Here is a 23,170-nt window from a genome sequence, read left to right as displayed (position 1 = left end):
TTGCCTGGGGAACCGTTTTTCGGCGACCGGGGCGGGAGTCGCGCATGCGGAAACCGTGGATCGTGGGGTTACTGACCGCGGTGCTGCTGCTCGGTGCCTGCGGTGACCCGTCGGACGGGCCGGAGCCGGCGCCACCGACCCCGGACGTCTCCCGTGCCACCACGCATCAGCGCGCCCAGTCCTCCCCGAGCCCCTCCGCCGCCGTCGTAGCCCCGCGGGTGCTGTATCTCGGCGACTCGCTCGCGATGGAGGCCCAGCAGGTCCTCGGGCAGGAGCTGCGCCGGCAGCTGCGGGCGACGTACCGGAGCGCGCCGTACTCGGGGACCACGCTGTGCGACTACCTGGAGGGCACCGGGAAGAAGTCGCTGGTACCCGACCGGGACAAGGCGGCCGCGCTGGTCCGGGCGCTGCACCCGGACTTCGTGGTGATGCAGTTCTGGGGCAACGCGTGGGGCTACACCTGGTGCATGGACGGGATCAGCCATGCCGCCTCGCCGCAGAAGTACTTCAGCAGGTACCGGACGGACCTGAAGAGGCTGACCGATCAGATCGCCACGGCGGGCGGTGAGCACCGGCCCCGGATCGTATGGGTGTCGCAGGGCCCGGACCCGATCACCCCCGACCGGGTCCGGCGCGTGAACGAGCTGTACGCGGAGCAGGCGGCCGCCTCGGGAGACCTCGTCGCCGACGCGGGCGCGACGGTGGCACCCGCCGGGTCCCGGTACTCGTGGGTGCAGTACCTGCCGTGCACCTCCTACGAGCACGAGCATCCCGACTACTGCACCCAGCCGGACCGCGACCGTACCGCCCTGCACCTCGACAAGGACTACCTGCACTTCTGCCTGGCGCCCACGACGTCCACGCCCAGGCCCTGCCCGGCCCGCTCCCCCGGCATCCTGCGGATCGCCCGGGAGATCACGCGGGTGATCGGCCGGACGCCCTCCGGCTGACGCTCACTCGCCCGCGTACGCCTTCTCCAGGGCGGCCACGTCGAACTTGCTCATCGCCATGAACGCCTTGGTGACGCGGGCCGCCTTCTCCGGGTCCGGGTCGCCCACCATGTCGGCGAGTTGCTCCGGCACGACCTGCCACGACAGCCCGTAACGGTCCTTGAGCCAGCCGCAGGGGCCGGGCTCGCCGCCGTTCTCGGTGAGCTTGGTCCAGTAGTAGTCGATCTCCTCCTGGTCCGCGCAGAAGATCTGGAAGGAGACGGCTTCGGTGAACTTGAACTGCGGTCCGCCGTTGAGAGCGACGAAGTTCTGCCCGTTGGCGGTGAAGTCCACGGTCAGGACGGTCCCGGCGGGCTGCATCGCGCCCTCGGGATAGTGGGTGACCCTCCCGATGGTGGAGTCCTTGAAGACCGAGACGTAGAAGTGCGCGGCTTCCTCGGCCTGGCCGTCGAACCAGAGACACGTGGTGAAGGGCCTGCTCGCCATGGTTTCCTCCTGAGGCGTCGTAGTGCGGTCGTCTCTGAGGACCGATCCTCGGCACGGAACTCATCGGTCGGGCGGCCGATTAATCCACGTGGCTTATACACCGGTGCGGCCTAGCATCCCCGAATGACGTCAAGCGACAGCATCACGCCCTTCCGCCTCGACATTCCGCAGAGCGACCTCGACGACCTCCACGACCGGCTCGACCGCACCCGCTGGCCCGACGACCTCTCGGCCACGGGCTGGGCGTACGGCGTGCCGGCCGCCTATCTGCGCGAGCTGGCACACCACTGGCGGCACTCCTACGACTGGCGCGCGGCCGAGGCGCGCCTGAACGAGTGGCCGCAGTTCACGACCGTCATCGACGGCACGACCGTGCACTTCGCCCACGTCCGCTCCCCCGAGCCGGACGCCACTGCCCTCGTCATCACGCACGGCTGGCCGGGCTCGATCGTCGAATTCCTCGACGTGGTGGGCCCGTTGACCGACCCGGCGGCCCACGGCGGCGACCCGGCCGACGCGTTCCACGTCGTCGTACCGAGCATCCCCGGTTTCGGGCTGTCCGGGCCGCCGGCGGACACCGGCTGGGAGGCGGGCCGGATCGCCGACGCGTGGGCCGAGCTGATGACACGGCTCGGCTACGAGCGGTTCGGCGCGCAGGGCGGTGACTGGGGCTCGGCGATCTCCCGGGAGCTGGGCCGCGCCCATCCCGAGCGGGTCATCGGCGTCCACCTCAATCTGCTGCCCGGAGCGCAGGCCACCCGTGAACCGACCGAGGAGGAGCTCGCCGCGCTCGAACCCGGGGAAGGGGAGCGCGCCCTGGAGTCGTGGCGGCGGTGGAGCGCCTGGTCGGCCGAGGGCACCGGGTACGCCGTCCTGCACTCCACCCGGCCGCAGACCCTCGCCTACGCGCTCGCCGACTCGCCGGTCGGCCAACTCGCCTGGATCGTCGAGAAGTTCCAGGAGTGGACCGACTCCGCGGAGCTGCCCGAGGAGGCCGTGGACCGGGACCGGCTGCTGACCAACGTGATGCTGTACTGGCTGACCGGGACCGCCGGTTCGGCCGCCCGGATCTACTACGAGCGGGCGCACGCCACGGGCGGGAGGGCGGCCCGGCCCACCGAACCGTCCACCGCACCGACCGCCCTCGCCGTGTTCCCGGCCGAGATCCAGGTCCCGCTGCGGCACAAGGCGGAACGCACCGAGAACCTCGTGCGCTGGACCGAGTTCGAGCGTGGCGGCCACTTCGCGGCGATGGAGGAGCCGGATCTGCTGGTGGGCGATGTGCGGGCGTTCTTCCGGCAGTTGCGCGAGAAGGGCTGAGCACACTCCGGGGCCGGCGCTCTGCCGGTGGCGAATCTGCCACCGGCAGAGAAACCGCTTCGGGGCGTCGTCCGAGGTCAACAGTGGAGCCGACGGCATCCCTACGACCACGAGGACCGCCCATGACATCCATCCGCGCCGAGGAGGGCGACACCCCTCCCACCCGCTTCGACGACCAACTGGCCGCCCAGCTCCTCGCCCAGCGCATCGTGCTGCTGGGCACCCAGGTCGACGAGGTCTCCGCGAACCGGGTCTGCTCACAGCTGCTGGTCCTGTCCGGGGAGGACCCGCGCACCGACATCAGCCTGTACATCAACAGTCCGGGCGGCTCCGTGTACGCGGGCCTCGCCATCTACGACACGATGCGGCTGATCCCCAACGACGTGTCCACGCTCGCCATGGGGTTCGCGGCCAGCATGGGCCAGTTCCTGCTCTGCGCGGGCACGCCCGGCAAGCGGTACGCCCTGCCGAACGCGCGGATCATGATGCACCAGGGCTCCGCGGGCATCGGCGGGACCACCGCCGACATCCTGATCCAGGCGGAGAACCTGGACCACAGCAAGCAGACCATGGAGCGGCTCCTCGCCGAGAACACCGGCCAGACGCCGGAGACCATCGCGCGGGACGGCGACCGCGACCGCTGGTTCACGGCCGAGCAGGCCAGGGAGTACGGCATGGTGGACCGGGTCGTGGAGTCCCTCGCGGACGTCCGCCCGGCCGCCTCGAAGCGACGGATGGGGCTGTGACATGGCGAACTACACGATTCCCTACGTCACCGAGCGCACCGCGCACGGCGAGCGGTCCTCCGACGTGTTCAGCCGCCTGCTGTCCGAGCGGATCATCTTCCTCGGCACCGAGATCGACGACGGGGTGGCCAACGTCGTGATCGCGCAGCTCCTGCACCTGGAGTCGGCGGCGCCGGAGAACGAGATCTCGATCTACATCAACTCCCCCGGCGGATCGTTCACCTCGCTCATGGCGATCTACGACACGATGACCTATGTGCAGGCGCCGATCTCGACGCTGTGCGTGGGGCAGGCGGCGTCCACTGCGGCCGTCCTGCTGGCCGGCGGGGATCCCGGGCGGCGGCTCGTGCTGGAACACGCGCGGGTGCTGCTCGGCCAGCCCGCCTCCGGCGGCAGCCGCGGCGCGATCTCCGATCTGGCCCTCCAGGCCAAGGAGATGGTCCGCATCCGCTCCCAGGTGGAGGAGGTGCTGGCCCGCCACACCCACCACGACATCGCGACCCTGCGCGCGGACATGGACCGCGACAAGGTGTTCACCGCGCAGGAGGCCGTGGAGTACGGCCTGGCCGACGAGGTGGTGAGCCGGCGCCTCGTGCGAGTCTGAGGCACCGGCTCTCTCCGGGGTCAGGCGGCCAGGCACATCCCGTTGTACGGCGATCCCGGCACCGCGCGGCGACTGCGGGCGGAGTGCCGGGTGAGCTCGGTCTGGGCCAGGGAGAGCAGATCCCCGAGGCCGAGGCCCAGGGCCTGGGCGGCGGCCGCGAGGACCTCCGAGGAGGCCTCCTTGCGGCCGCGCTCCACCTCGGAGAGGTAGGGCATCGAGATCCGGGCCGCGTCGGCGACGTCCTTGAGCGTGCGCTCCTGGGCGAGGCGCTCGCGACGCAGGACGTCTCCGACGAGGTCACGCCACAGGGGCTCCCTGGTCTCCCGGGCGGGGTCCCTCGGCGGTGCGGTGGCGGGGCGTTCGGACACTGGGCGGACGGACCCCGGGCGCGCGGACTGCGGGCGCAGGGGGATCACGCGGGCTTGGTTCGGCGCTTCGTTGCTCACCGGATCAGCCTAAATTCCGTGGCCGCCTTGGGAAGGGTCCGGCATTCTGCCCTGGGTGGAATCGACGACGGGAAGGGCGCGAGTGCCGGTGCTGCGCGACACGTTCAACGAGGTGGCGGAGCTGTACGACAAGGCGCGCCCGGGCTATCCGCCCGCTCTGGTCGGGGAGTTGGCCCGCGTGACGGGCCTCGGCCCCGACAGCCGTGTCCTGGAGGTGGGCCCCGGTACCGGTCAACTCACCCGCGCCCTGGCCCGGTTCGGCTGTCACGTCACCGCGGTGGAGCTGGGTGACGCGATGGCCGCGGTGGCCCGGCGGCGACTGGGCGGATTCCCGCGGGTCGATGTGCGGACCGCCGAGTTCGAGCGCTGGCCGCTGCCGGAGGAACCCTTCGACCTGGTCGCCTGCGCCACCGCCTTCCACTGGATCGACCCGGCCGTCCGCGTGGAGAAGGCCGCGGACGCGCTCCGGGCCGGAGGACACTTCGCTGTCGTGGTCACCCACCACGTGGCGGGCGGCACGACCGACTTCTTCGCCCGGGCACAGGAGTGCTACGAACGCTGGGATCCGGCCACGCCTCCCGGGCTGCGGCTCCGGCCCTCCTCCGAGATCCCCTCGGACACGGAGGAGTTCGAGGGCTGCCCCCGCCTCGCCGACGTCACGGTGACCCGCTTCGAACAGGACATCACCCACACCGCCGACCAGTACATCGACGTACTCCTCACCTACTCGGGACACCGAGCCCTCGACAGCACCCGCCGTGAAGGCCTGCTGGCCTGTCTCCGGGACCTGATCGAGACACGCCACGACGGCCGGGTCACCAAGCGCTACCTCCACGAACTGATCGTCGCGACCCGGGTCGCCCCCTGAGGACCGTCGATTTCTCGCCACCGCAGCACTTGGTGGGCATGCCTCGTCACTCCCCGGGTACGCGCAGGGCGAGGATGCTGCGGGCGGTGGATTCGGCCGGTGGCCCGGGGAGGCATATGTTGTCGCGTTCCGGGTACACGGCAGGCCACACCTGCAGGACCCGAGACAACCCAGGCCGAAGAGGCAGACGTCGAGCCGTGACTTTCGTGGGAGAGGTAATGCATACCGCCGTCACCGCCGTGAACCGTTCGGAGGCACAGGTCACCGAGCACGCCAGCGGGACCAGGACGGGTGAGACACCCCTGCCGGGAGTCGAGGAACCGCGCTCCGTCGCCCCGCGGGACGCACGGGAGCTGTCCCGCCAGTTCTTCAAGCGCCTCACCGAGCTCGAAGAAGGCACGCACGAGTACCAGTACGCACGCAACACCCTTATTGAGATGAACATGTCGCTCGTGCGCTTCGCGGCCGGAAGGTTCCGCGGCCGCGGCGACGACATGGAGGACATCGTCCAGACCGGCATGATCGGCCTGATCAAGGCGATCGACCGGTTCGAGATCTCCCGCGAGGTCGAGTTCACGTCGTTCGCGCTGCCCTACATCGTCGGCGAGATCAAGCGCTTCTTCCGCGACACCACCTGGGCCGTGCACGTCCCGCGGCGCCTCCAGGAGCTGCGCGTCGAGCTGGCCAAGGCCCGTGAGGAACTGGGCAGCCGACTCGACCGCGACCCGACGGTGGCCGAGCTCGCCACCCTGATGAACATCTCCGAGAAGGAGGTGGTCGAGGCGCAGATCGCCTCGAACGGCTACAACTCCTCGTCCCTGGACGCCGCCCTGACCGGCGACGGCCCCGAGGGCGGCGAAGCGGTGCTCGCCGACTTCATCGGCGTGGAGGAGGACGGGCTGCGACTCGTCGAGGACTTCCAGTCACTCGCCCCGCTGATGGCGGAGCTCAGCGACCGCGACCGGGAGATCATCCACATGCGGTTCGTGGAGGAGGCCACCCAGTCGGAGATCGGTGAGCGGCTCGGCTGCTCGCAGATGCATGTGTCCCGGCTGATCAAGCGGATCATCACGCGGCTGCGCGAGGGCATGCTGGGCGAGCTGGGCTGCGCCTGACACACACACGAACAGCGAGAAAAGCGGGTGCCGTCCAAGGACGGCACCCGCTGCATGACCCGGTCGGCTCAATCGGCGCGATCGAAGCCGCCGAGGCGCGCGCTCACTCCTTGCCGTCGAAGCCCAGCACGGCCCTTACCCGCTTGCCCACCGGTACGCGTTCCGCCGCCACCTCACGCGCCAGGACGTGCACGATCTCCAGACCGTGCCGGCCGACGCGCTCCGGATCCCGCGGGAACCTGCGGGGCATGGCCACGCTGCTGTCGTAGACGGTGACGGCGACCTCGACGTCGGTGCCCTCCAGCTCAAGGATGTACGGCCCGTTGCTGTGCCGGTCGGCGTTGGTGACCAGTTCGCTCACCACGAGGAGCACCTCCTCCTCGGTACGGTCGCCGATGGCGGCACACCACTCGGTCCTGAGCCTGCCCATGAAGTCCGCGGCGAACGACCGCGCCTCGGCGATGCTTCCCGGCTCACCGGTGTAGTGCGCCGCCCGCCGCAGGGGTTCCACGGGCACGTCGAAACCAGTCGGTATCACTGCCCCGTCCAGGTGATCGATCATGCGTTTCTCTCTCGGAAGCCGGACTGGCCGGACGCTGCTGCACCAGTGCTCGTACCCCGAGCCGCGCGCCGCAGTCCAGGTGACGCGTCACACCGCCCAGTGCACCGCGGCACCGGACAGGGGCGCGGACTGCGTCGTCCCCTCCGAGCTGTCGGGGGCGAGGGGCGGCTGCGGGGTCGAGGAGCTGGGCGTAACGGGCTCACCTGGGGAATCACTGCTGGGCGGCGGCTGCGAGGGCGGGCTCGTGGCCGGTGAGGACGGGGCGACCAGGGCCGGCGGGCACGGACGCGACGATCCGGAAGGGTGTCCGCTCGGTGCTCCGCTCGACGTGGAGACGCAGGGTTCCGGGGAGCCCGGGGACGTCGGCGCGCTCGGTGTCGTCGGCGGTACCACGTTCACCGGCGGGGAGGGCCGGGCCGGCGGGTGGGTCTTGTGGTCCTTGCCGCCGGTGTCGCCGCGGTGCCGGGCGATCCAGTCGTGGCGGTCGGGGTCGTAGATCACGAAGACGTTGATGACCGTCGTCGAGGGCGCGACCACGACCACGTTCGACGGCCGGTACGACGCCCAGGTGTCGCCAGTGGGCTTCGGCGTGCTCTGCTGGGCGACCGGCGGGGTCAGCGGGTTGCCGCAGGCGCAGCGGGTGCGGGGCACTCCGCGGTCGTCGACGAGCACGGCGGTGCCGGCCTGGAGGACGGCCTGGTAGCTGGTGGCGGCGCCGTCACGGTAGCCGTGGTTGGTGACGCGGGTGTCCATGCGCAACTGGACGGGTGTGAGCGAGCGCAGGAAGGCGGGGACCCCGGACGGCCGGACACCGGCGACGGAGGCGAACACGCTGTTCTTCGCGGGGTCCGCCCCAAGGGCCTTGACCTGCCTCTCGACGTCGCAGCTGGAGGCGTTGCGGGTGCCGCCGTAGAGACCGGGGGCGGCGCCGTCCACGCCGCGTACGGCGTTCGCGGGCTCGGAGGAGCCGGTCGGGGAGGCGGAGACCGGCGGCACGGTGCTGTCCTTCGCGGTCGACTCGGTGAAGGGCTCGGGGCCCGTCTTGCCGGCGGCCTGGAGGAAGACCTCGCCGTTGCCGCCGGTCGGTGCGGAGCCGCCTCCGGAGCGGGTGAACACGACCGCGAGGGCCACGGCGACGACGACCGCGGTGGCGATGATCGCGACCCGGGGCGCCGACCTCCACCAGGGGCGGCGGGGTTCGGGCGCGGATGCTCCGCCGCTGCTGCCCGGGGGCTGCGAGGGCGGGCCCGTAGGCGGCTGCGAGGGGCCCGACAGCGGGCCGGAGGGCGGCCCGGTGGGCCTGCCCGAGGAGGGCGGTTCGACGCTCACGAGCTCTTCTTCCCGACGCGGGACTCCTGCGGCGCGATCCGATTGCCCCGATTCAGCCGCATTTTTCCGCGACATACCCATTGTTTGCTCTGATCCGGTACTGCCCGCAAGCGGACGCGGACGGACCTCCCGGCAGGCGAGCCGCCTCCACGCTGCTTAGCGTGGCAGGGTGCATCCGCAACCCCCCTACGACCAGGCGGTCGTCGCGCGCCACGGCTGGGTTCAGGCCCTGATCACGGTCCTGGTCACACTGATCGCCATGGGGGTGGTGGCCGCGCTGGGGCTGTGGGCGGCGGGAGCGGCCGGCCTCCCGGACAACGCGTTCCCCCGGGTGGTCGCGGCGAGCGTCGTCACGGCCGTCGGCGGCACGGTCGAGCTGGCGGGAGGCGCGGGCGGCCTCGCCGGCAGCAGGGCGGGGCTCACCGTGATCCCTCTCTCCGTCACCCTGACCGGTGCGCTGGTGCTCGGCGCGGGCTTCCTGAGGCCGCTGCGCCACCGGGCCGTCGCCGGTGGCCGGGAACTCGCCGGATGGGCCGCCCGGATCGCCGTCCTGTGGCTGCTCGCGCTCCTGGCCGTGGCCTACGCGGCCCGTCAGACGTTCAAGGTCTCCCTCGGGGACGACACGCTGAACGACCTGGGCGATGTCTTCGGTGTCTCCCCCGAGGTCGGCTTCACCACGGACGTGCCCCGGACCCTCCTGTTCGGTCTGCTGTGGATGGCCGGGGTCCTGGTGCTGGCCCTGCTGGTCTCACCCCGGGCTCCCCTGCCGGGGCGGCTGCTGCGCCTCCAGGAGTCGGTGCGGCCCCCGGCACACGCCATGGTCGTGCTCCTCCTCGCCCACGTCGTCCTCGGCACCCTCGTCGCCCTGGTCGTCGCCGTGACCCGCGGCCACGCGCCGGAGACACTCGCCGTGATCCTGCTGGGCATGCCGAACCTGGTCTGGCTCACCCTGACCGTCGGCCTCGGCGCCACCTGGAACGGCCGGGTGGACGGCCCCTTCGGACTGCCCATGCCGCACCTCCTGGACGAGGTCCTGCGCTCCTCGGACACGGCCACCCTGAACCTGGGCACACTCGCCGAGCACGACGGCCGGATCTGGTGGCTGGTGGTCGTGGAAGCGGTCCTGCTGCTCTCGGTGGCGTTCCTGACGGCGGCCCGCTCCCCCGCCCGCGTCCACGCCTGGCAGCATGCCGTGCACCTGGCGGTCGCCCTCGCCCTGACGGTCCTCATGATCTGCCTCATGGGCCGGATCTCCGCCCACTACGGCCTGTCGGTCCTCGGCATCGGCGACCTCGGCGGCGGCCTGGGCGGCAAGCTCTTCCTCACACCGCAACTGTGGTCCGCGGTCGGCCTCGGCGCCCTGTGGGGCCTGGTCGCCGGTTTCCTGGGCGCGCTGCTGGCACAGCCGGTGCGACGCAAAGGGGAGATCGAACCGCGTCAGGCGTGACGCGGGCGTGAGATCGACTCGGGAACGGCCAGGCGAGAGGCGGTGTCTTGTCTGACCGACTACCGCGCCCGCACCACCGGCTGAGCCCACTGGGGCGGGGGCTTCGGCCGGGTTTCCGGTGGCTCCACGGTCCGCAGGGCGACCTGCGTCGGCGGGTGGCCGCCGGTCGCCGTCGAGCGGAGGGCCGCGACGAAGTCGAGGCAGGAGTCGTGGCGGTCGTCGGGGGTCTTGGCGAGGGCCTTGGCGAACACCGCGTCGAGCTGTGGGGGCAGGCCCGGGCGGGACGCGGACAGTGCGGGCGGGGCGTCGTACTGGTGGGCCCACAGCAGGGCCATGTCGTCGTCGCGGCGGAAGGGCGGGTGGCCCGTGAGGGACTCGTAGACCACGCAGGCGAAGCCGTAGACGTCGCAGCGGCCGTCGACCGGGCGGCCGGAGATCTGCTCGGGGGCCACGTAGTCGAGGGTGCCGACGAACTGGCCGACCGTCGTGAACCCGGTCAGCGACAGGGACTTCTTCGTGAGGCCGAAGTCGGTGAGGTAGACGTGCTCGGGATGGTCGCTGTCGGTGCCCCGGGAGACCAGGATGTTGCCGGGCTTCACGTCCCGGTGGACCAGGCCGTGCTCATGGGCCGCGTCGAGCGCGGAGGCGACCTGGGCGGCGATCCGCAGCGCGGTCGCGAGCGGCAACGGCCCCTGGCGGTCCAGGAGATGACGCAGGTCGCTGCCGGCGACGTACCGCATGGCGATGTACAGCACGCCGTCCGTCTCGCCCGCCTCGAAGACGGGGACGATGTGCGGGTGGTCGATCGCGGCGGCCACCCGGGACTCGTGGCTGAAGCGCTTGCGGAAGGTGTCGTTGCGGGCGAGCTCCGGGGCCAGCAGCTTCAGCGCCACCGTGCGGTCCAGGCGCAGGTCACGGGCCCGGTAGACGACGGCCATGCCGCCCCGCCCGATCTCCTGCTCGATGCGGTAGCTCGCGACCTGCCGGCCGACCAGTTCGGAGGGGCCCCCGGAGAAGAGGCTGGTCTCACGGCCCATCGGGGGTCACCACCTGGGTGGGGGCGTGCCCGGGGCTGTCGGCGGCCGCGCGGGGCGCGTCGTCGGTGGCGTACGTGCTGAGCCGGGTCCCGTCCGCGTAGACCCAGCGCCCGTGCTGGGCGTCGTACAGCCACACGTCCTCGCCGTCGACGACCACCCCGATCCGCAGTCCGCGGGTGCGGCCGCGGAAGGACTCCCCGTCGAGGCCGCCGCGGGCCAGCTCCTCGACGGCGGCCCGGTAGCGGGCGAGGGTCTCGTCGGCGCGGGCCAGCAGGGGGCGCGGGTCGGCGGCGCGGGTGAGCGGGCTCTCGGGGGCGGGCGGGTCCCGGGGTACGGCTACCAGGTGGCGGCCGTCGACCCAGGCCGACCAGCCGTTGGCGCACAGGACGTACGCCCAGTCGCCGCGCCGCTCGACGAGCTGGACGGGCAGCAGGGGGTCCAGGGGAACGGTGGGGCGGGCGGGGTCTGGGGCTTCCCACGCGGGCATGCCGAACCCGGGGACGACATGGGTGGGCCGGAAGCCGGGGGTCGTCATCGGCGGCCTACTTCCGCATGACCGCGGGTTCGTGGCGGCGCAGCAGCCGGGAGACGAGGAAGCCGAAGAACACCGAGAGGACGAGGAGCATGCCGATGTTCAACAGCCACACGCCCGCCGAGTGCTTGAAGAGGGGGTCGCCGGTGAGGTCGCCGGGCACGATCCGGGCGAGGCCGATGGTGCCGGCCATCGCGCCGAGCGCCCAACGCGAGGGCACCAGCCAGGAGAGCTGTTCCAGTCCGGGGACGCCGTCGAGCTTGAGCAGGGCGCCGCAGAAGACGACCTGGACGATGGCGAGCAGCACGAGCAGCGGCATCGTCACCTCCTCCTTGCGCACCAGCGCGGACACCAGCAGACCGAGCATCATCGCCGTGAACGCCAGCAGGGCGACCGCGAGGGTGATCTCGGCAAGGGGAGGCATCACCACGCCCTCGCCGCCGGGCGCGTTGAGGTCGACGCCCAGGAGGGCGACCAGGGTCAGGACCACCGCCTGCACGACGGTGATCGTGCCCAGCACGACGACCTTGGACATCAGGTACGCCGATCTGGACAGGCCCACGGCCCGTTCCCGCTGGTAGATGACCCGCTCCTTCACCAGCTCGCGCACGGCGTTCGCCGCGCCGGTGAGCACGCCACCCACGCACAGGATGAGCAGGGCGTTCATCGCGGTTTCCTGGGTGAGCCGGCTGCCCGCGAGGGCCCGGGCCATGGCGCCCATGACGAACGGGAGCGCGATCATGATGGCGAGGAAGGTGCGGTCGGCGCCGAGGGCGGCGGTGTAGCGGCGGATCAGGGTGCCGAGCTGGGCGCCGCGGCTGCGGGGGCGGGGCGGGGGCGCGATGATGACCGGTTCGGAGCGGGGCGTCCGGGGCTGTGCGGTGGCCTCGGTGACGTACTGGTGCTGGAAGGCCGAGGAGCGGAAGTCGCCCGCCCAGTCGCGGTCCTGATCGCGTTCGAAGGCTTCGAACGCCTCGGGCCACTGGGTGAAGCCGAAATAGGCGAGGGCGTCCTCGGGCGGGCCGTAGTAGGCGATCCGGCCGCCGGGGGCGAGGACCAGCAGGCGGTCGCAGACGTCGAGGCTCAGGACGCTGTGGGTGACGACGATGACCGTGCGGCCGTCGTCGGCGAGGCCGCGCAGCATGTGCATCACCGAGCGGTCCATGCCGGGGTCCAGGCCGGAGGTCGGTTCGTCCAGGAAGAGCAGCGACGGCTTGGTGAGCAGTTCCAGGGCCACGCTGACCCGCTTGCGCTGTCCGCCGGAGAGGCTGTGCACGGGCTGCCGGGCGCGCTGTTCCAGGCCGAGCTCGCGGATGACCTCGTCGACCCGTTCACGGCGTTCGGCCTTCGCGGTGTCCTGCGGGAAGCGCAGCTCGGCGGCGTAGGACAGGGCGCTGCGGACGGTCAGCTGGGCGTGCAGGATGTCGTCCTGCGGGACCAGGCCGATGCGCTGGCGCAGTTCGGCGTAGTCGCGGTAGAGGTCGCGGCCGTCGTACAGGACGGTGCCGTGGTCGGCGGGGCGCTGGCCGGTGAGGGCGTTGAGGAGCGTGGACTTGCCGGCGCCGCTCGGGCCGACGACCGCGAGCAGGCACTTCTCCCCCACCGGGAAGGACACATGGTCGAGCAGCGTCTTGCGGCCGTGGTCGACGGCGACCGTGAGGTCCTGGACGTCGAGGGAGACCTCGCCGGTGTCGACGTACTCCTGGAGCGTGTCGCCGACGAGGCTGAACGCCGAGTGGCCTATGCCGACGATGTCGCCGGGGCCGATGGGGGCGCTCGTGACGGGCCGGCCGTTGAGGTAGGTGCCGTTGTGGCTGCCGAGGTCGGCGATCTCGTAGGTGCCGTCGGGCAGGGCCCGCAGTTCGGCGTGGTGGCGGGAGACGACCAGGTCGTCCACGACGAGGTCGTTGTCGTCGGCGCGGCCGATACGGACCGTGCGGGTGGGCAGCGGTCGGACCGCGGTGGGCTGGCGGAAGGTGCCGGTGAGACCCGGCATCGAGACCGCCGACGGGCGCTCTGGGGCGGGGATGCCCAGCAGGACCGCGCAGGGGCCGTCGGAGGGGCTGCCGAAGTGGATGACGCTGCCGGGGCCGACGTCCCACTCGTGGACGCGGCGGCCGTCGGCGTAGGTGCCGTTGGTGCTGTTCTCGTCCTCGATGGTCCAGTGGCCGGCCTCGGGTCGCAGCACCGCGTGGTGCCAGGAGACCCGGGCGTCGTCGATGACGATGTCGCTCAACGGGTCGCGTCCGACGTGGTAGTCGTGGCCCGGGCTCATCACCGTGGAGCCGCTGTCGGTCTCCAGGACGAGCTCGGGCGCCGTTGGTGCGAACGGCCGCTCCGCCATGCCTGAATTCTACCGATTCACCCCTTTGGCTGCCCGGCGAGGAGGATCGAGTGAGGGGAGTGACGGGACCAGGGCCCGGCTCGGGACGCGAAAGCGAGGAGCGGGCGGCGGGGATCCGGGCACGGGCGTGGAGAGCGCCGGCAGGGCTGAGGGTGCGGGGAGGGACGGGCGGCGGCAGAGCTCAGGGCGCAGAAGTGACGAGCGGCGGCGAGGCTCGGGCCCACGGGAGCGAGGAGCGGCCTCGCGGCCCAGGTCACGGGAGTTGACAGCGGCGGCTCGGCTTGGGCCATGGGCGTGGAAAGCGGAGGTGCGGCTCGGGTCGCGTGGGGTGAAGCATGGCGGCGCAGCTCGGACCACCGGAGCAAGAAACGACGACGAAGCTCAGGCAACGAAAGCGAGGAGCAGCCGCGCGGCCCAGAGCACGGGAGAACGACAGGGAGCTCAGGGCGCGGGAGTGACGAGCTGCGGCACGGGAGTTGAGAGCGGCGGCGGAGCTCACGGCACGGGAGTTGAGAGCCGCTCAGGCCACGGGCGTGAAGAGCGGCGAGGTCATCCGGTGCATTCTCACGGCGTCCACGGACTCGGCGAGCAGTTCGTACTCCGTGGTGTCGTCGCTCGCGGCGATCCGGACCAGCCGTCCGGCCGCCAACTCGTCGGCGACGAGCTCCTGTTGGTACAGGTCGGCACACCAGGCCCGCATCACGGCGGGCACGTCGAGCACGGTGTCGGCGACGGGGGCGAGGGCGCCCGCCGGGAAGTACTCGGCCTCGGGCTGGGGGTCTAATCGGTCGGCGATCCACGAGGCCCGGTCGCGCAACCACCACAGGGCGAGGGCCAGGGTGGGCGCGCGGTACGTGCCGAGGGGGACGCCGATGCGCCGCCCGTCGCAGGTGCCGTACCCCGTGACATGGCACAGGAATTCGTCGTGCACGATCCACTCCCCCGCTTGCTCCGTTCGCCTGCCGGCAGGGCCTCGCTTTCCGTGCGGCTCAGGTGCGGTACGCGCTCCTGCTGCTGTCCGTGACGGGTACTTCGCTCGATGTGAAGGACCTGTCAGTCGAGTATGTTCACTACTGAAACACTGTCACCACGTCTTTTTGGCCAGTCTCCTGGCATATTCACCCATCCTCCTGGCTGAAATCTGACGGGTACACGTTCAAACACCATGACCCCCGAAGTAATCGACGGTTCCGGGCGTCCCGGGCAGGGTTGCCTCATCAGGTCCCACCAGCACAGACGACCTCGATGGAGGCTGATTTCCCGTGTCCGCGAACACAGACCGTTACGAGAATGCCGTCGCCCGCTACTTCGAAGCCTGGAACGCGCGTGAGCCGGAGGCGCGGGCCAAGGCCGTGGCGGCCGCCTGGGCGGTGGGCGGCGGCTACACCGACCCCCTCGCCGACGTGGTGGGCCACGACAAGATCACCGCGGTGATCGCGGCGGCCCACGATCAGTTCCCGGGTTTCGCCTTCCGGTTGACCGGCCCCGTCGACGGACACCACGACACCGCGCGCTTCTCCTGGGAGCTGGTGAGCGAGGCCGACGGCTCGGCGCCCGTCGCCGGATCCGATGTCGTCACGCTGGCCGGCGACGGCCGGATCAGGTCCGTGCACGGGTTCCTGGACCGGGTGCCCGCAGGGGCGTGAGGGGCGGCCGCGATGAGTTCTCCCTTTGCCGGTGGTCTGCTGTGGAGGAAGCCGTCGGCGAGGGAGAACATCATGGCCACGACCGGAAGAGTGGACGCGGAATTCACCGCGGTCCTCAGCACGAACCCCGGGAAGGGCGGCTGGACCTGCGTCCGCTGGCCCTCCTCCGTGGAGTTCTTCGGCACCCGGGGTCTCGTCAAGGTCCGCGGGACTATCGACGGGCACCCCTTCCAGAGTTCCTTCATGGCCCTCGGGGACGGCACCCACATGCTGCCCGTGAAGGCCGAGGTGCGGAAGGCGATCGGCAAGGGGGCGGGCGACACGGTGACCGTGCGCATCGAGGAGAGGATCGGCTGACCGAATGATCGGCTGATCGGGGCAGAACGGGGACCGGGCACCTGCCCTGAGGCCGGTGCCCGGTGCCTGCGACTGCGCGCGGCTGTGACGGCCGCGTGGGTCAGCCCTTGACGATCGCGTCGATCCTCGCCAGCTCCTCCGCGTCGAAGTCCAGGTTGGCGATCGTGCCCACGCTGTCCTCGATCTGCTTCGGGCTGCTCGCGCCGACCAGGGCCGAGGTGACGCGGCCGCCGCGCAGGACCCAGGCCAGGGCCAGCTGGGCCAGGGTCTGGCCGCGGCCCTTGGCGATGTCGTTGAGCGCGCGGAGCTGCTGGACCAGGTCCTCGGTGACCGCGTCCGAGTTCAGGAAGGGGCTGTCGCTCGCCGCGCGGGAGTCCTCGGGGATTCCGTCGAGGTAGCGGCCGGTGAGCAGACCCTGCTCCAGCGGGGAGAAGACGATCGAGCCGACCTGGAGCTCGTCCAGGGCGTCCAGCAGGCCGCCGTCCTCGGGGCGGCGGTCCAGCATCGAGTAGCGCGGCTGGTGGATGAGGAGCGGGGTGCCGAGCTCGCCGAGGATGCGGGCGGCCTCGCGGGTCTGCTCGGCCGAGTAGTTGGAGATGCCGACGTACAGGGCCTTGCCCTGCTGGACCGCGGAGTGCAGGGCCCCCATCGTCTCTTCGAGGGGGGTGTCCGGGTCGGGGCGGTGCGAGTAGAAGATGTCGACGTAGTCCAGGCCCATCCGGGTCAGGCTCTGGTCCAGCGAGGACAGCAGGTACTTGCGGGAGCCCCACTCGCCGTACGGGCCGGGCCACATCAGATAGCCGGCCTTGGTGGAGATGATCAGCTCGTCGCGGTAGGCCGCGAGGTCGGTCTTGAGGGCCTCGCCGAAGGCGGACTCGGCGGCGCCGGGCGGCGGCCCGTAGTTGTTGGCGAGGTCGAAGTGGGTGACGCCGAGGTCGAAGGCGCGGCGCAGGATGGCCCGCTGCGTCTCCACGGTGCGGTCCGCCGGGCCGAAGTTGTGCCACAGGCCGAGCGAGATCGCGGGAAGCTTCAGGCCGCTGCGTCCGGTGCGCCGGTAGGGCATCTCCGCGTAGCGGTCGGGGTGTGCGGTGTACAACGCGACTCCAGAGGGGTTGGCACGGTGGAACCGAAGTCTTGAATCCGTGTCCACTCTTTCGCGACCTGGGGGCATTGGTCCAACAGAAGAATCCGATGGAATTAAGCGGCTAGGCTTCTCAATCATGGAACTGCGCCATCTCCAGCACTTCGTGGCGGTCGCCGAGGACCAGCACTTCACCCGGGCGGCCGAGCGCCTCCTGGTGTCCCAGTCCGGGCTGTCCGCGTCCATCCGGGCGCTGGAGCGGGAGCTCCAGACGCCGCTGTTCGTGCGGACCACCCGCCGGGTGACGCTCACCCCGGCCGGGCGGGCCCTGCTCGGCGAGGCCGAGCGGATCCTCGCACAGGTGCGTTCCGCCCACGAGGCGGTGGCCGCGGTGCAGGGGGTGCTGCGCGGGATGCTCGCGCTGGGCTCCGAGCAGTGCATCGCCGGGGTGCATGTGGCGGGGCTGCTGGCCGCGTTCCGGCGGCAGCACCCGGACGTGGAGATCTGTCTGCGCCAGGCGGGCTCGGGGGCGCTCGCCGAGGAGGTCGCCGCCGGGCGCCTGGACCTCGCGTTCGCGGTGCGGGGGACGCGGGAGGACAGCGATCAGCTGCGGGCCGTACCGCTGACCGGCGAGCCGATGACCGTGCTGTGCCACCCCAGTCACCCGCTCGCGGCGGCCGGCGCGCCCGTGACCCCGGAGGACCTGGGCGGCGAGGTCTTCGTCGACTTCCACCCGGACTGGGGGCCGCGCCGCACCACCGACGCCGTCTTCGCCGCGGCGGGCGTGCGCCGTACGGTCGCGCTGGAGGTCAACGACGTGCACACCCTGCTCGACCTGGTGGACGAGAACCTCGGCGTGGCCGTCGTCCCACGCCACTTCCGGCACAAGCGGGAGTCGCTGACCGCGCTCCCGGTCAAGGGAACCGGCGAGACCGTGTACGAGACGGTCGCGCTGCTTCCGCCCTCGCAGGCCACGAGCCCGGCGGCCCGGGCGCTGATGTCCCTGCTGGAAACAGGGGGCTTGAGTACACCCCAGGACGGGGTCCAGCCCTCGTGACCTGATCCGTCCCGCAGACCAGACTCATGACCGTTCCCGAGAACAACTACGGTCAGGAGTAAGGAAGATGACGGACCCCACACGACGGAACGTACTGCGCGGCGCGGCGGCCATCACGGCGGCCGGCGCGCTCGCCGGCACCGGAGCGGGTGCGCTGCCCGCCGCCGCGGCCACCGGCACGGCGCGCCGCTTCCCGTTCCTGGAAGGCGCCTTCGAGCCGGTCACCGAGGAGTTGACCGCCTTCGACCTGCCGGTCACCGGGCGCATCCCGCGCGAGCTGAACGGCCGCTATCTGCGCAACGGCCCCAACGTCCTGGGCCTGGAGGACCCGCGCGCCCACCACTGGATGCTCGGCGACGGCATGGTGCACGGCGTCCGGCTGCGCGAGGGCCGTGCCGAGTGGTACCGCAACCGCTGGGTGCGCTCCTCCCAGGTGGCGAAGAAGCTGGGCGAGCCCTATCCGCGTCCGGTGCCGCCGGACGACTTCCCGTGCAACACCCACGTGATCCCCTACCGCGGGCGAATCCTCGCGCTCCAGGAGAGCGGACCGCTGCCGTACGAGCTCGACGAGGAGCTGAACACCGTCGGCACGTACGACTTCCGGGGCACTCTGGAGGGCGCGTTCACCGCGCACACCAAGTTCGACGTCCACGCCGGTGAGCTGCACGCGATCGCCTACTACCCGACCTGGGACCACGTCCGGCACCTGGTCGTGGACCCGAGCGGCCGCGTCTCGCGCAGCACGCGGATCCCGGTGGCGGACGCGCCGATGATCCACGACTTCGCGCTCACCGAGCAGTACGTGATCATCCTCGACATGCCCGTCACCTTCGACCCGGCGGGCGCCGAGCGCGGCGACATCGTGCCGTACGTCTGGAACGACCGGCACCCGGCGCGGATCGGTGTGCTGCCGCGCAAGGGCGGTGCGGTCCGCTGGTTCGAGGTCGACCCGGTGTACTACTCGCACACCCTCAACGCGTACGAGGAGGGCCACAACCTGGTCATCGACACGACCAACTTCGACGCGCCCTTCCTCGTGGCGGGCAACGGCTCGGGAGGCCCGTACACGACGGGCACCCCGCGCCTGGACCGCTGGACGGTCGACCTGCGGAAGGGGCGGGTGCGGGTGCGGACCCTCGACGACCGTCCTCAGGAGTTCCCGCGGGTCAACGAGGCGCTGGTGTCCCGAAGGCACCGCTACGGCTACTCGGCGGCGTCCGCGGAGATGGCGGTGGCCTATCAGGCGGTCGACGGCAACCCGCCGCCCGACCGGGCGTTCAGCAACGCGCTCATCAAGCACGACCTGCTGCGCGGCACCTCACAGGTGCACCGGCTGCCCCGGGGGGCGGCGGCGAGCGAGGCGGTGTTCGTGCCGTCCGATCCCTGTGACGACAGGGCCGCCGAGGACGACGGGTACGCGATCGCGTACGTGCACAACCCCGAGCGCAACGCCTCCGACCTGGTGATTCTCGCGGCCCAGGACTTCACGGGCGAGCCGGTGGCCCGGATCCATCTGCCGGGACGGGTGCCCCTGGGCTTCCACGGGAGCTGGATTCCCGACGCATGACGCCGGAACCGGATTCCGACGCGTGACGCGGGAGCCGGATTCCGACGCATGACGCGGGAGCCGGATTCCGACGCATGACGCGGGAGCCGGATTCCGACGCATGACGCGGTGCTATGCGCGATGGTGGATGTCATGCATGCAAAGGACATCCTCATCGACGGTTTCGGCCGCATCCAGGAAGAAGTCCACGCCGCCGTCGAGGGCCTGGGCCCGGACGACCTCAACCACCGTCCCGGCCCCGACGCCAACTCCGTGGCCTGGCTGGTCTGGCATCTCACCCGAGTCCAGGACGACCACGTCGCCGGCGCCCTCGGCCTCGACCAGGTGTGGCTGACGCAGGACTGGGAGAAACGGTTCGGCCTCGACCTGAAGCCGCGGGACATCGGCTACGGCCACACCTCCGCGCAGGTCGCCAAGGTGCGGGTCGACTCAGCGGACCTGCTGACCGGTTACTACGACGCCGTGCACACCCAGAGCCTCCAAGCCCTGCGCGGGCTGAGCGCCGGGGACCTGGAACGGGTCGTGGACGAGAACTGGGATCCGCCGGTCACCCTGGGGGTTCGGCTGGTCAGCGTCCTGTCCGACGATCTCCAGCACGTCGGACAGGCCGCCTATCTGCGGGGGCTGCTTCAGAGCGCGTAGCCCGGCAGGACGACGTCCTCGATGAGGGCCCTGCGCTCGTCGAACGGGATGAAGGCGCTCTTGAGCGCGTTCACCGTGACCGTGCGCAGGTCCTCGACCGTCCAGCCCGCCTGCTCGACCAGCAGGGACATCTCCCGGGTCATCGTCGTCCCCGACACCAGCCGGTTGTCGGTGTTGAGGGTGACCCGGAAGCCCAGGTCCTTCAACGCCGTGATCGGGTGCTCGGCGATCGAGGTGGCCGCGCCGGTCTGGAGGTTGGACGTCGGGCACATCTCCAGGGCGATACGGCGGTCCCGGACCCAGCCCGCGAGCCGGCCGAGCTTGCCGCCCGCGAGGTCGGGGATGTCCTCGGTGATCCGCACACCGTGCCCGAGCCGCTGGGCCCCGCACACCTGTACGGCCTGGTGGATGCTGGGCAGGCCGTGGGCCTCACCGGCGTGGATGGTGAAGGGCACGTTCTCGCGGCGCAGGTGCTCGAAGGCGGCGAGGTGGTCGGCGGCCGGGAAGCCGTCCTCGGCGCCCGCGATGTCGAAGCCGACGACACCGGCGTCCCGGAAGGCCACGGCCAGGTCGGCGGCCTCGCGCACCCGGTCGAACATCCGCATCCCGCACAGCAGGGTGCCGACCCGCACCGGGGTGCCCGCGGCGGCGGCCTTCGCCATACCGGCGGCCAGGCCCTCCTGGACGGTCTCGACGACCTCGGCCATGGCCAGGCCGCCCTTGGTGTTCAGCTCGGGGGCGTAGCGCACCTCGCCGTACACGACCCCGTCGGCGGCCAGGTCGAGGACGTACTCCTCGGCCGTGCGCAGCAGGCCCTCGCGGGTCTGCATGACGGCGAGGGTGTGTTCGAAGGTGGCTATGTAGCGCACCAGGTCGCCGGAGTTGGCGGCCTCGAAGTACCAGGCGGCGAGCTCGTCCGGGTCGGTGGTGGGCAGGGTGTGACCGACCTCCGCCGCGAGCTCCACCACGGTGGCGGGGCGCAGGCCGCCGTCGAGGTGGTCGTGCAGGACGGCCTTCGGGAGGCGGCGGATCAGGTCGGCGTCTACGCGCGTAGCGGTCATGGCGGGGTCTTTCTTCGAACGTCCAGCGGGGTGGCGGGAAGGTCAGGCGGTGGGCTGGAGGAGGTCCCAGCGGTTTCCGTACAGGTCCTGGAAGACGGCGACCGAGCCGTAGGGCTCGTGGCGCGGCTCCTCCAGGAAGGTCACGCCCGCGGCGAGCATGCGGGCGTGGTCGCGGGCGAAGTCGTCGGTGTGCAGGAAGAAGCCGACGCGGCCGCCGGCCTGGTCGCCCACCCGGCTCCGCTGGGCCTCGTCCTTGGCGCGGGCGAGCAGCAGGTCGGTGCCGCCTTCGCGGTCGTCCGGCCGTACGACGACCCAACGGGAACCGTCGGGGCGGGCGGTGTCCTCGACGAGCCGGAAGCCGAGGGCCTCGGTGTAGAAGCGGATCGCCTCGTCGTAGTCGTCGACGACGAGGGTGACCAGGGCGACGCGTCTCATCGGAACCTCTCGGGACGGGTGGTTGACGGGAGAGGTTATACGTAAAACCTGAGCGACGCCAGTCCTGTCCCGGGGGCTCGTGCGAGCGCGCGGTGGGGCGCGTGGCAGGCTGGTGATCACCGCCGGGGTCACGGCTCCGGCGCCCCCTTCACCGGACCGCACAGGAGTCGAGCACCATGGCCGAACTGCCGAAGTCGACCGGAGCACCCGCCCACCAGAACGTCACGTTCCCGAGCGGCGGCACCACCGCGCACGGCTATCTCGCGCTGCCGCCGTCCGGGAGCGGGCCGGGGGTCATCGTGATCCAGGAGTGGTGGGGCCTGACCGACCACATCGCCGACGTCGCCGACCGGCTGGCGGCGGAGGGTTTCGTCGCGCTCGCCCCCGACCTGTACGGCGGCAATGTCGCCCACGACAGCGACGAGGCCCTGCGGATGATGCAGGAGCTGCCGGTCTCGCGGGGCGTGGAGCTGCTGTCCGGCGCGGTCGACCACCTGCTGTCACTGGACGAGGTCACCTCGGACACCGTCGGCGCGGTCGGCTTCTGCATGGGCGGCGGATTCGTCGTGTACCTGGCGGCGGCCGACTCCCGGGTGAGCGCAGCGGTGCCGTTCTACGGCGTGATCCAGGGCGAGCTGCCCGACTTCTCGGGCCTGAAGGCGGAGATCCTCGGCCACTACGGCGAACTCGACCGGACCATCCCGGCGGAAAGCCTCGACGCCCTGCGGGAGGCCGTCCGCGAGCAGTCCGGGATCACCCCGGACCTGCGCCGCTACCCGGCGAACCACGCCTTCTTCAACGACGGCGGCCCGACGTACGACCCCGAGTCCGCCACCCTCGCCTGGGAACGCACGGTGCCCTTCCTGCACGAGCGGCTGGGGTAGGGCCCGGGCCCCGCAGCCGGCGGTGCGCGTGGTCCGGCGCGTTCGGTCACGCGGGCTGTGCTGACGCCGTTGGGTGGCGGGCGAGGGGGCCGGTGGTGTCGCCCTGTGCGCCGGACTTCGGGAAGTTCCCGACCCGGGGTCGTGGGCGCGGCTCGCCACGTCCAGCCGCCGTGGCGGCAGTGCCGACCCCCGCCGGCCGCTGTGCGACGGGCGGTGCCAATTCGGCGGGCCGCCCGGTGACGGGGGCCTCTGGAGGCGCGTCGAGCCCCGCCACGGCGACACGGGCCACCGGGGTCCCGGGACTTGGCGGCACGCCAATTCGCGGTCACCCGCGTACGTACCGAGCACGTCCAACCACGTGGGCGCGGGGGCCGAGCCGTCGGCCGTTGGGGCCGCCCCGAGGCGACGACATGGCCGGGGGCCAGAAGCACGTCGGGCCCCGCGACGAGCGGACGGACCACTGGACGGGCCCCGGGGATCGGCGGCACGCCAATTCACGGCCACTGGCGCGCGTACCGGAACGTCCAAGTGGGCCCACCGGCCCCGCGTGAGGACATGGCTGGGGGCATCCAGAGGCACGCGGGCCCCGCAACGAGCGAACGGGCCCCCGAAGATGTGCGGCACGCCCGTGCGGCCACCGGCACGCGAACCGGC

General features: G+C 71.6%; 24 protein-coding genes. 13 read left to right on the top strand and 11 right to left on the bottom strand.

All coding sequences use genetic code 11. The features are described 5' to 3' along the window. The first annotated feature begins 44 nt into the window (after positions 1–44). Entirely contained in the window at positions 45–950 is a 906-nt protein-coding gene (locus ABZ098_RS18240; RefSeq protein ID WP_356592185.1) for an SGNH/GDSL hydrolase family protein, read from the top strand. Positions 951–953: 3 nt separating this feature from the next. Here ABZ098_RS18240 and ABZ098_RS18235 read toward each other — a convergent pair whose 3' ends face one another. Then, a complete protein-coding gene (locus tag ABZ098_RS18235) occupies positions 954–1,436 on the bottom strand; it encodes a VOC family protein (RefSeq protein WP_356592183.1) in 483 nt (160 codons plus the stop codon). Between the two features lie 123 nt (positions 1,437–1,559). On the opposite strand from ABZ098_RS18235, the gene ABZ098_RS18230 reads away from it, so the two are divergent. The 3 genes from ABZ098_RS18230 (at position 1,560) to ABZ098_RS18220 (ending at position 4,106) form a co-directional block, all read left to right on the top strand. Further along, positions 1,560–2,756, top strand: coding sequence for an epoxide hydrolase family protein (locus ABZ098_RS18230; protein WP_356592181.1), 1,197 nt, complete (start codon positions 1,560–1,562; stop codon positions 2,754–2,756). Positions 2,757–2,878: 122 nt separating this feature from the next. Then, positions 2,879–3,502, top strand: a complete 624-nt coding sequence (locus ABZ098_RS18225) for an ATP-dependent Clp protease proteolytic subunit (RefSeq protein ID WP_356592179.1) — start codon at positions 2,879–2,881, stop codon at positions 3,500–3,502. Between the two features lies 1 nt (position 3,503). After that, positions 3,504–4,106, top strand: a complete 603-nt coding sequence (locus tag ABZ098_RS18220) for an ATP-dependent Clp protease proteolytic subunit (RefSeq protein ID WP_053849635.1) — start codon at positions 3,504–3,506, stop codon at positions 4,104–4,106. 20 nt (positions 4,107–4,126) lie between these two features. Here the strand turns inward: ABZ098_RS18220 and ABZ098_RS18215 are convergent, their stop codons facing one another. Then, positions 4,127–4,552 (bottom strand): helix-turn-helix transcriptional regulator, encoded by a 426-nt coding sequence (locus ABZ098_RS18215; RefSeq protein WP_356592177.1) that lies wholly within the window; start codon positions 4,550–4,552, stop codon positions 4,127–4,129. A gap of 88 nt (positions 4,553–4,640) precedes the next feature. Here ABZ098_RS18215 and ABZ098_RS18210 point away from each other — a divergent pair, with 88 nt between their 5' ends. Both ABZ098_RS18210 and ABZ098_RS18205 read left to right on the top strand, forming a co-directional pair. Further along, positions 4,641–5,420, top strand: a complete 780-nt coding sequence (locus ABZ098_RS18210; RefSeq protein ID WP_356592351.1) for a class I SAM-dependent methyltransferase — start codon at positions 4,641–4,643, stop codon at positions 5,418–5,420. 218 nt (positions 5,421–5,638) lie between these two features. Continuing rightward, a complete protein-coding gene (locus ABZ098_RS18205; RefSeq protein ID WP_356592175.1) occupies positions 5,639–6,535 on the top strand; it encodes an RNA polymerase sigma factor SigF in 897 nt (298 codons plus the stop codon). A gap of 103 nt (positions 6,536–6,638) precedes the next feature. Here the strand turns inward: ABZ098_RS18205 and ABZ098_RS18200 are convergent, their stop codons facing one another. Together ABZ098_RS18200 and ABZ098_RS18195 are read right to left on the bottom strand one after the other, a co-directional pair. Continuing rightward, entirely contained in the window at positions 6,639–7,097 is a 459-nt protein-coding gene (locus ABZ098_RS18200; protein ID WP_356592173.1) for an ATP-binding protein, read from the bottom strand. 87 nt (positions 7,098–7,184) lie between these two features. Beyond that, on the bottom strand, positions 7,185–8,426 hold the full coding sequence (locus ABZ098_RS18195; protein WP_356592171.1) for a DUF6777 domain-containing protein: 1,242 nt from the start codon (positions 8,424–8,426) through the stop codon (positions 7,185–7,187). A 169-nt stretch (positions 8,427–8,595) separates the two neighbouring features. Between ABZ098_RS18195 and ABZ098_RS18190 the strand changes: the two genes are divergently transcribed. Next, positions 8,596–9,873: a streptophobe family protein gene (locus tag ABZ098_RS18190; RefSeq protein ID WP_356592169.1), complete on the top strand. Its 1,278-nt coding sequence runs from the start codon at positions 8,596–8,598 to the stop codon at positions 9,871–9,873. A gap of 59 nt (positions 9,874–9,932) precedes the next feature. Here ABZ098_RS18190 and ABZ098_RS18185 read toward each other — a convergent pair whose 3' ends face one another. From ABZ098_RS18185 to ABZ098_RS18170, 4 genes are all read right to left on the bottom strand, one after another. Continuing rightward, a complete protein-coding gene (locus ABZ098_RS18185) occupies positions 9,933–10,910 on the bottom strand; it encodes a serine/threonine-protein kinase (RefSeq protein ID WP_356592167.1) in 978 nt (325 codons plus the stop codon). Next, positions 10,900–11,445, bottom strand: a complete 546-nt coding sequence (locus ABZ098_RS18180; protein ID WP_356592165.1) for a hypothetical protein — start codon at positions 11,443–11,445, stop codon at positions 10,900–10,902. The genes ABZ098_RS18185 and ABZ098_RS18180 overlap by 11 nt, the downstream gene beginning before the upstream one ends. 7 nt (positions 11,446–11,452) lie before the next feature. Continuing rightward, positions 11,453–13,786 (bottom strand): FHA domain-containing protein, encoded by a 2,334-nt coding sequence (locus ABZ098_RS18175; protein WP_356592163.1) that lies wholly within the window; start codon positions 13,784–13,786, stop codon positions 11,453–11,455. Between the two features lie 520 nt (positions 13,787–14,306). Continuing rightward, entirely contained in the window at positions 14,307–14,717 is a 411-nt protein-coding gene (locus ABZ098_RS18170; RefSeq protein ID WP_356592161.1) for a hypothetical protein, read from the bottom strand. Positions 14,718–15,048: 331 nt separating this feature from the next. Here ABZ098_RS18170 and ABZ098_RS18165 point away from each other — a divergent pair, with 331 nt between their 5' ends. Continuing rightward, on the top strand, positions 15,049–15,432 hold the full coding sequence (locus ABZ098_RS18165) for a nuclear transport factor 2 family protein (RefSeq protein WP_356592159.1): 384 nt from the start codon (positions 15,049–15,051) through the stop codon (positions 15,430–15,432). A 72-nt stretch (positions 15,433–15,504) separates the two neighbouring features. Then, positions 15,505–15,789 (top strand): DUF1905 domain-containing protein, encoded by a 285-nt coding sequence (locus ABZ098_RS18160; protein WP_356592157.1) that lies wholly within the window; start codon positions 15,505–15,507, stop codon positions 15,787–15,789. A 100-nt stretch (positions 15,790–15,889) separates the two neighbouring features. Here the strand turns inward: ABZ098_RS18160 and mgrA are convergent, their stop codons facing one another. Further along, entirely contained in the window at positions 15,890–16,885 is a 996-nt protein-coding gene (gene mgrA / locus ABZ098_RS18155; protein ID WP_356592155.1) for an L-glyceraldehyde 3-phosphate reductase, read from the bottom strand. A gap of 124 nt (positions 16,886–17,009) precedes the next feature. Between mgrA and ABZ098_RS18150 the strand changes: the two genes are divergently transcribed. The 3 genes from ABZ098_RS18150 (at position 17,010) to ABZ098_RS18140 (ending at position 20,136) form a co-directional block, all read left to right on the top strand. Next, the gene (locus ABZ098_RS18150; protein WP_356592153.1) at positions 17,010–17,927 is read left to right on the top strand and encodes a LysR substrate-binding domain-containing protein; all 918 of its coding nucleotides are present in this window, start codon (positions 17,010–17,012) and stop codon (positions 17,925–17,927) included. A 67-nt stretch (positions 17,928–17,994) separates the two neighbouring features. Continuing rightward, positions 17,995–19,494, top strand: a complete 1,500-nt coding sequence (locus tag ABZ098_RS18145; protein ID WP_356592151.1) for a carotenoid oxygenase family protein — start codon at positions 17,995–17,997, stop codon at positions 19,492–19,494. Between the two features lie 132 nt (positions 19,495–19,626). After that, positions 19,627–20,136, top strand: a complete 510-nt coding sequence (locus tag ABZ098_RS18140) for a DUF664 domain-containing protein (RefSeq protein ID WP_356592149.1) — start codon at positions 19,627–19,629, stop codon at positions 20,134–20,136. Here ABZ098_RS18140 and ABZ098_RS18135 read toward each other — a convergent pair. Both ABZ098_RS18135 and ABZ098_RS18130 read right to left on the bottom strand, forming a co-directional pair. After that, positions 20,124–21,197 (bottom strand): adenosine deaminase, encoded by a 1,074-nt coding sequence (locus ABZ098_RS18135; RefSeq protein WP_356592147.1) that lies wholly within the window; start codon positions 21,195–21,197, stop codon positions 20,124–20,126. The genes ABZ098_RS18140 and ABZ098_RS18135 overlap by 13 nt on opposite strands. Positions 21,198–21,239: 42 nt before the next feature. Beyond that, positions 21,240–21,632, bottom strand: coding sequence for a VOC family protein (locus ABZ098_RS18130; RefSeq protein ID WP_356592145.1), 393 nt, complete (start codon positions 21,630–21,632; stop codon positions 21,240–21,242). Between the two features lie 176 nt (positions 21,633–21,808). Here ABZ098_RS18130 and ABZ098_RS18125 point away from each other — a divergent pair, with 176 nt between their 5' ends. Beyond that, positions 21,809–22,516, top strand: coding sequence for a dienelactone hydrolase family protein (locus tag ABZ098_RS18125; protein ID WP_356592143.1), 708 nt, complete (start codon positions 21,809–21,811; stop codon positions 22,514–22,516). Positions 22,517–23,170: the final 654 nt, after the last annotated feature.

This window comes from Streptomyces sp. NPDC006335 (assembly GCF_040612795.1).
Lineage (GTDB): Bacteria > Actinomycetota > Actinomycetes > Streptomycetales > Streptomycetaceae > Streptomyces.
Note: the sequence above shows the minus strand (reverse complement) of the source record. Positions and strands in the feature narration are given on the sequence as shown.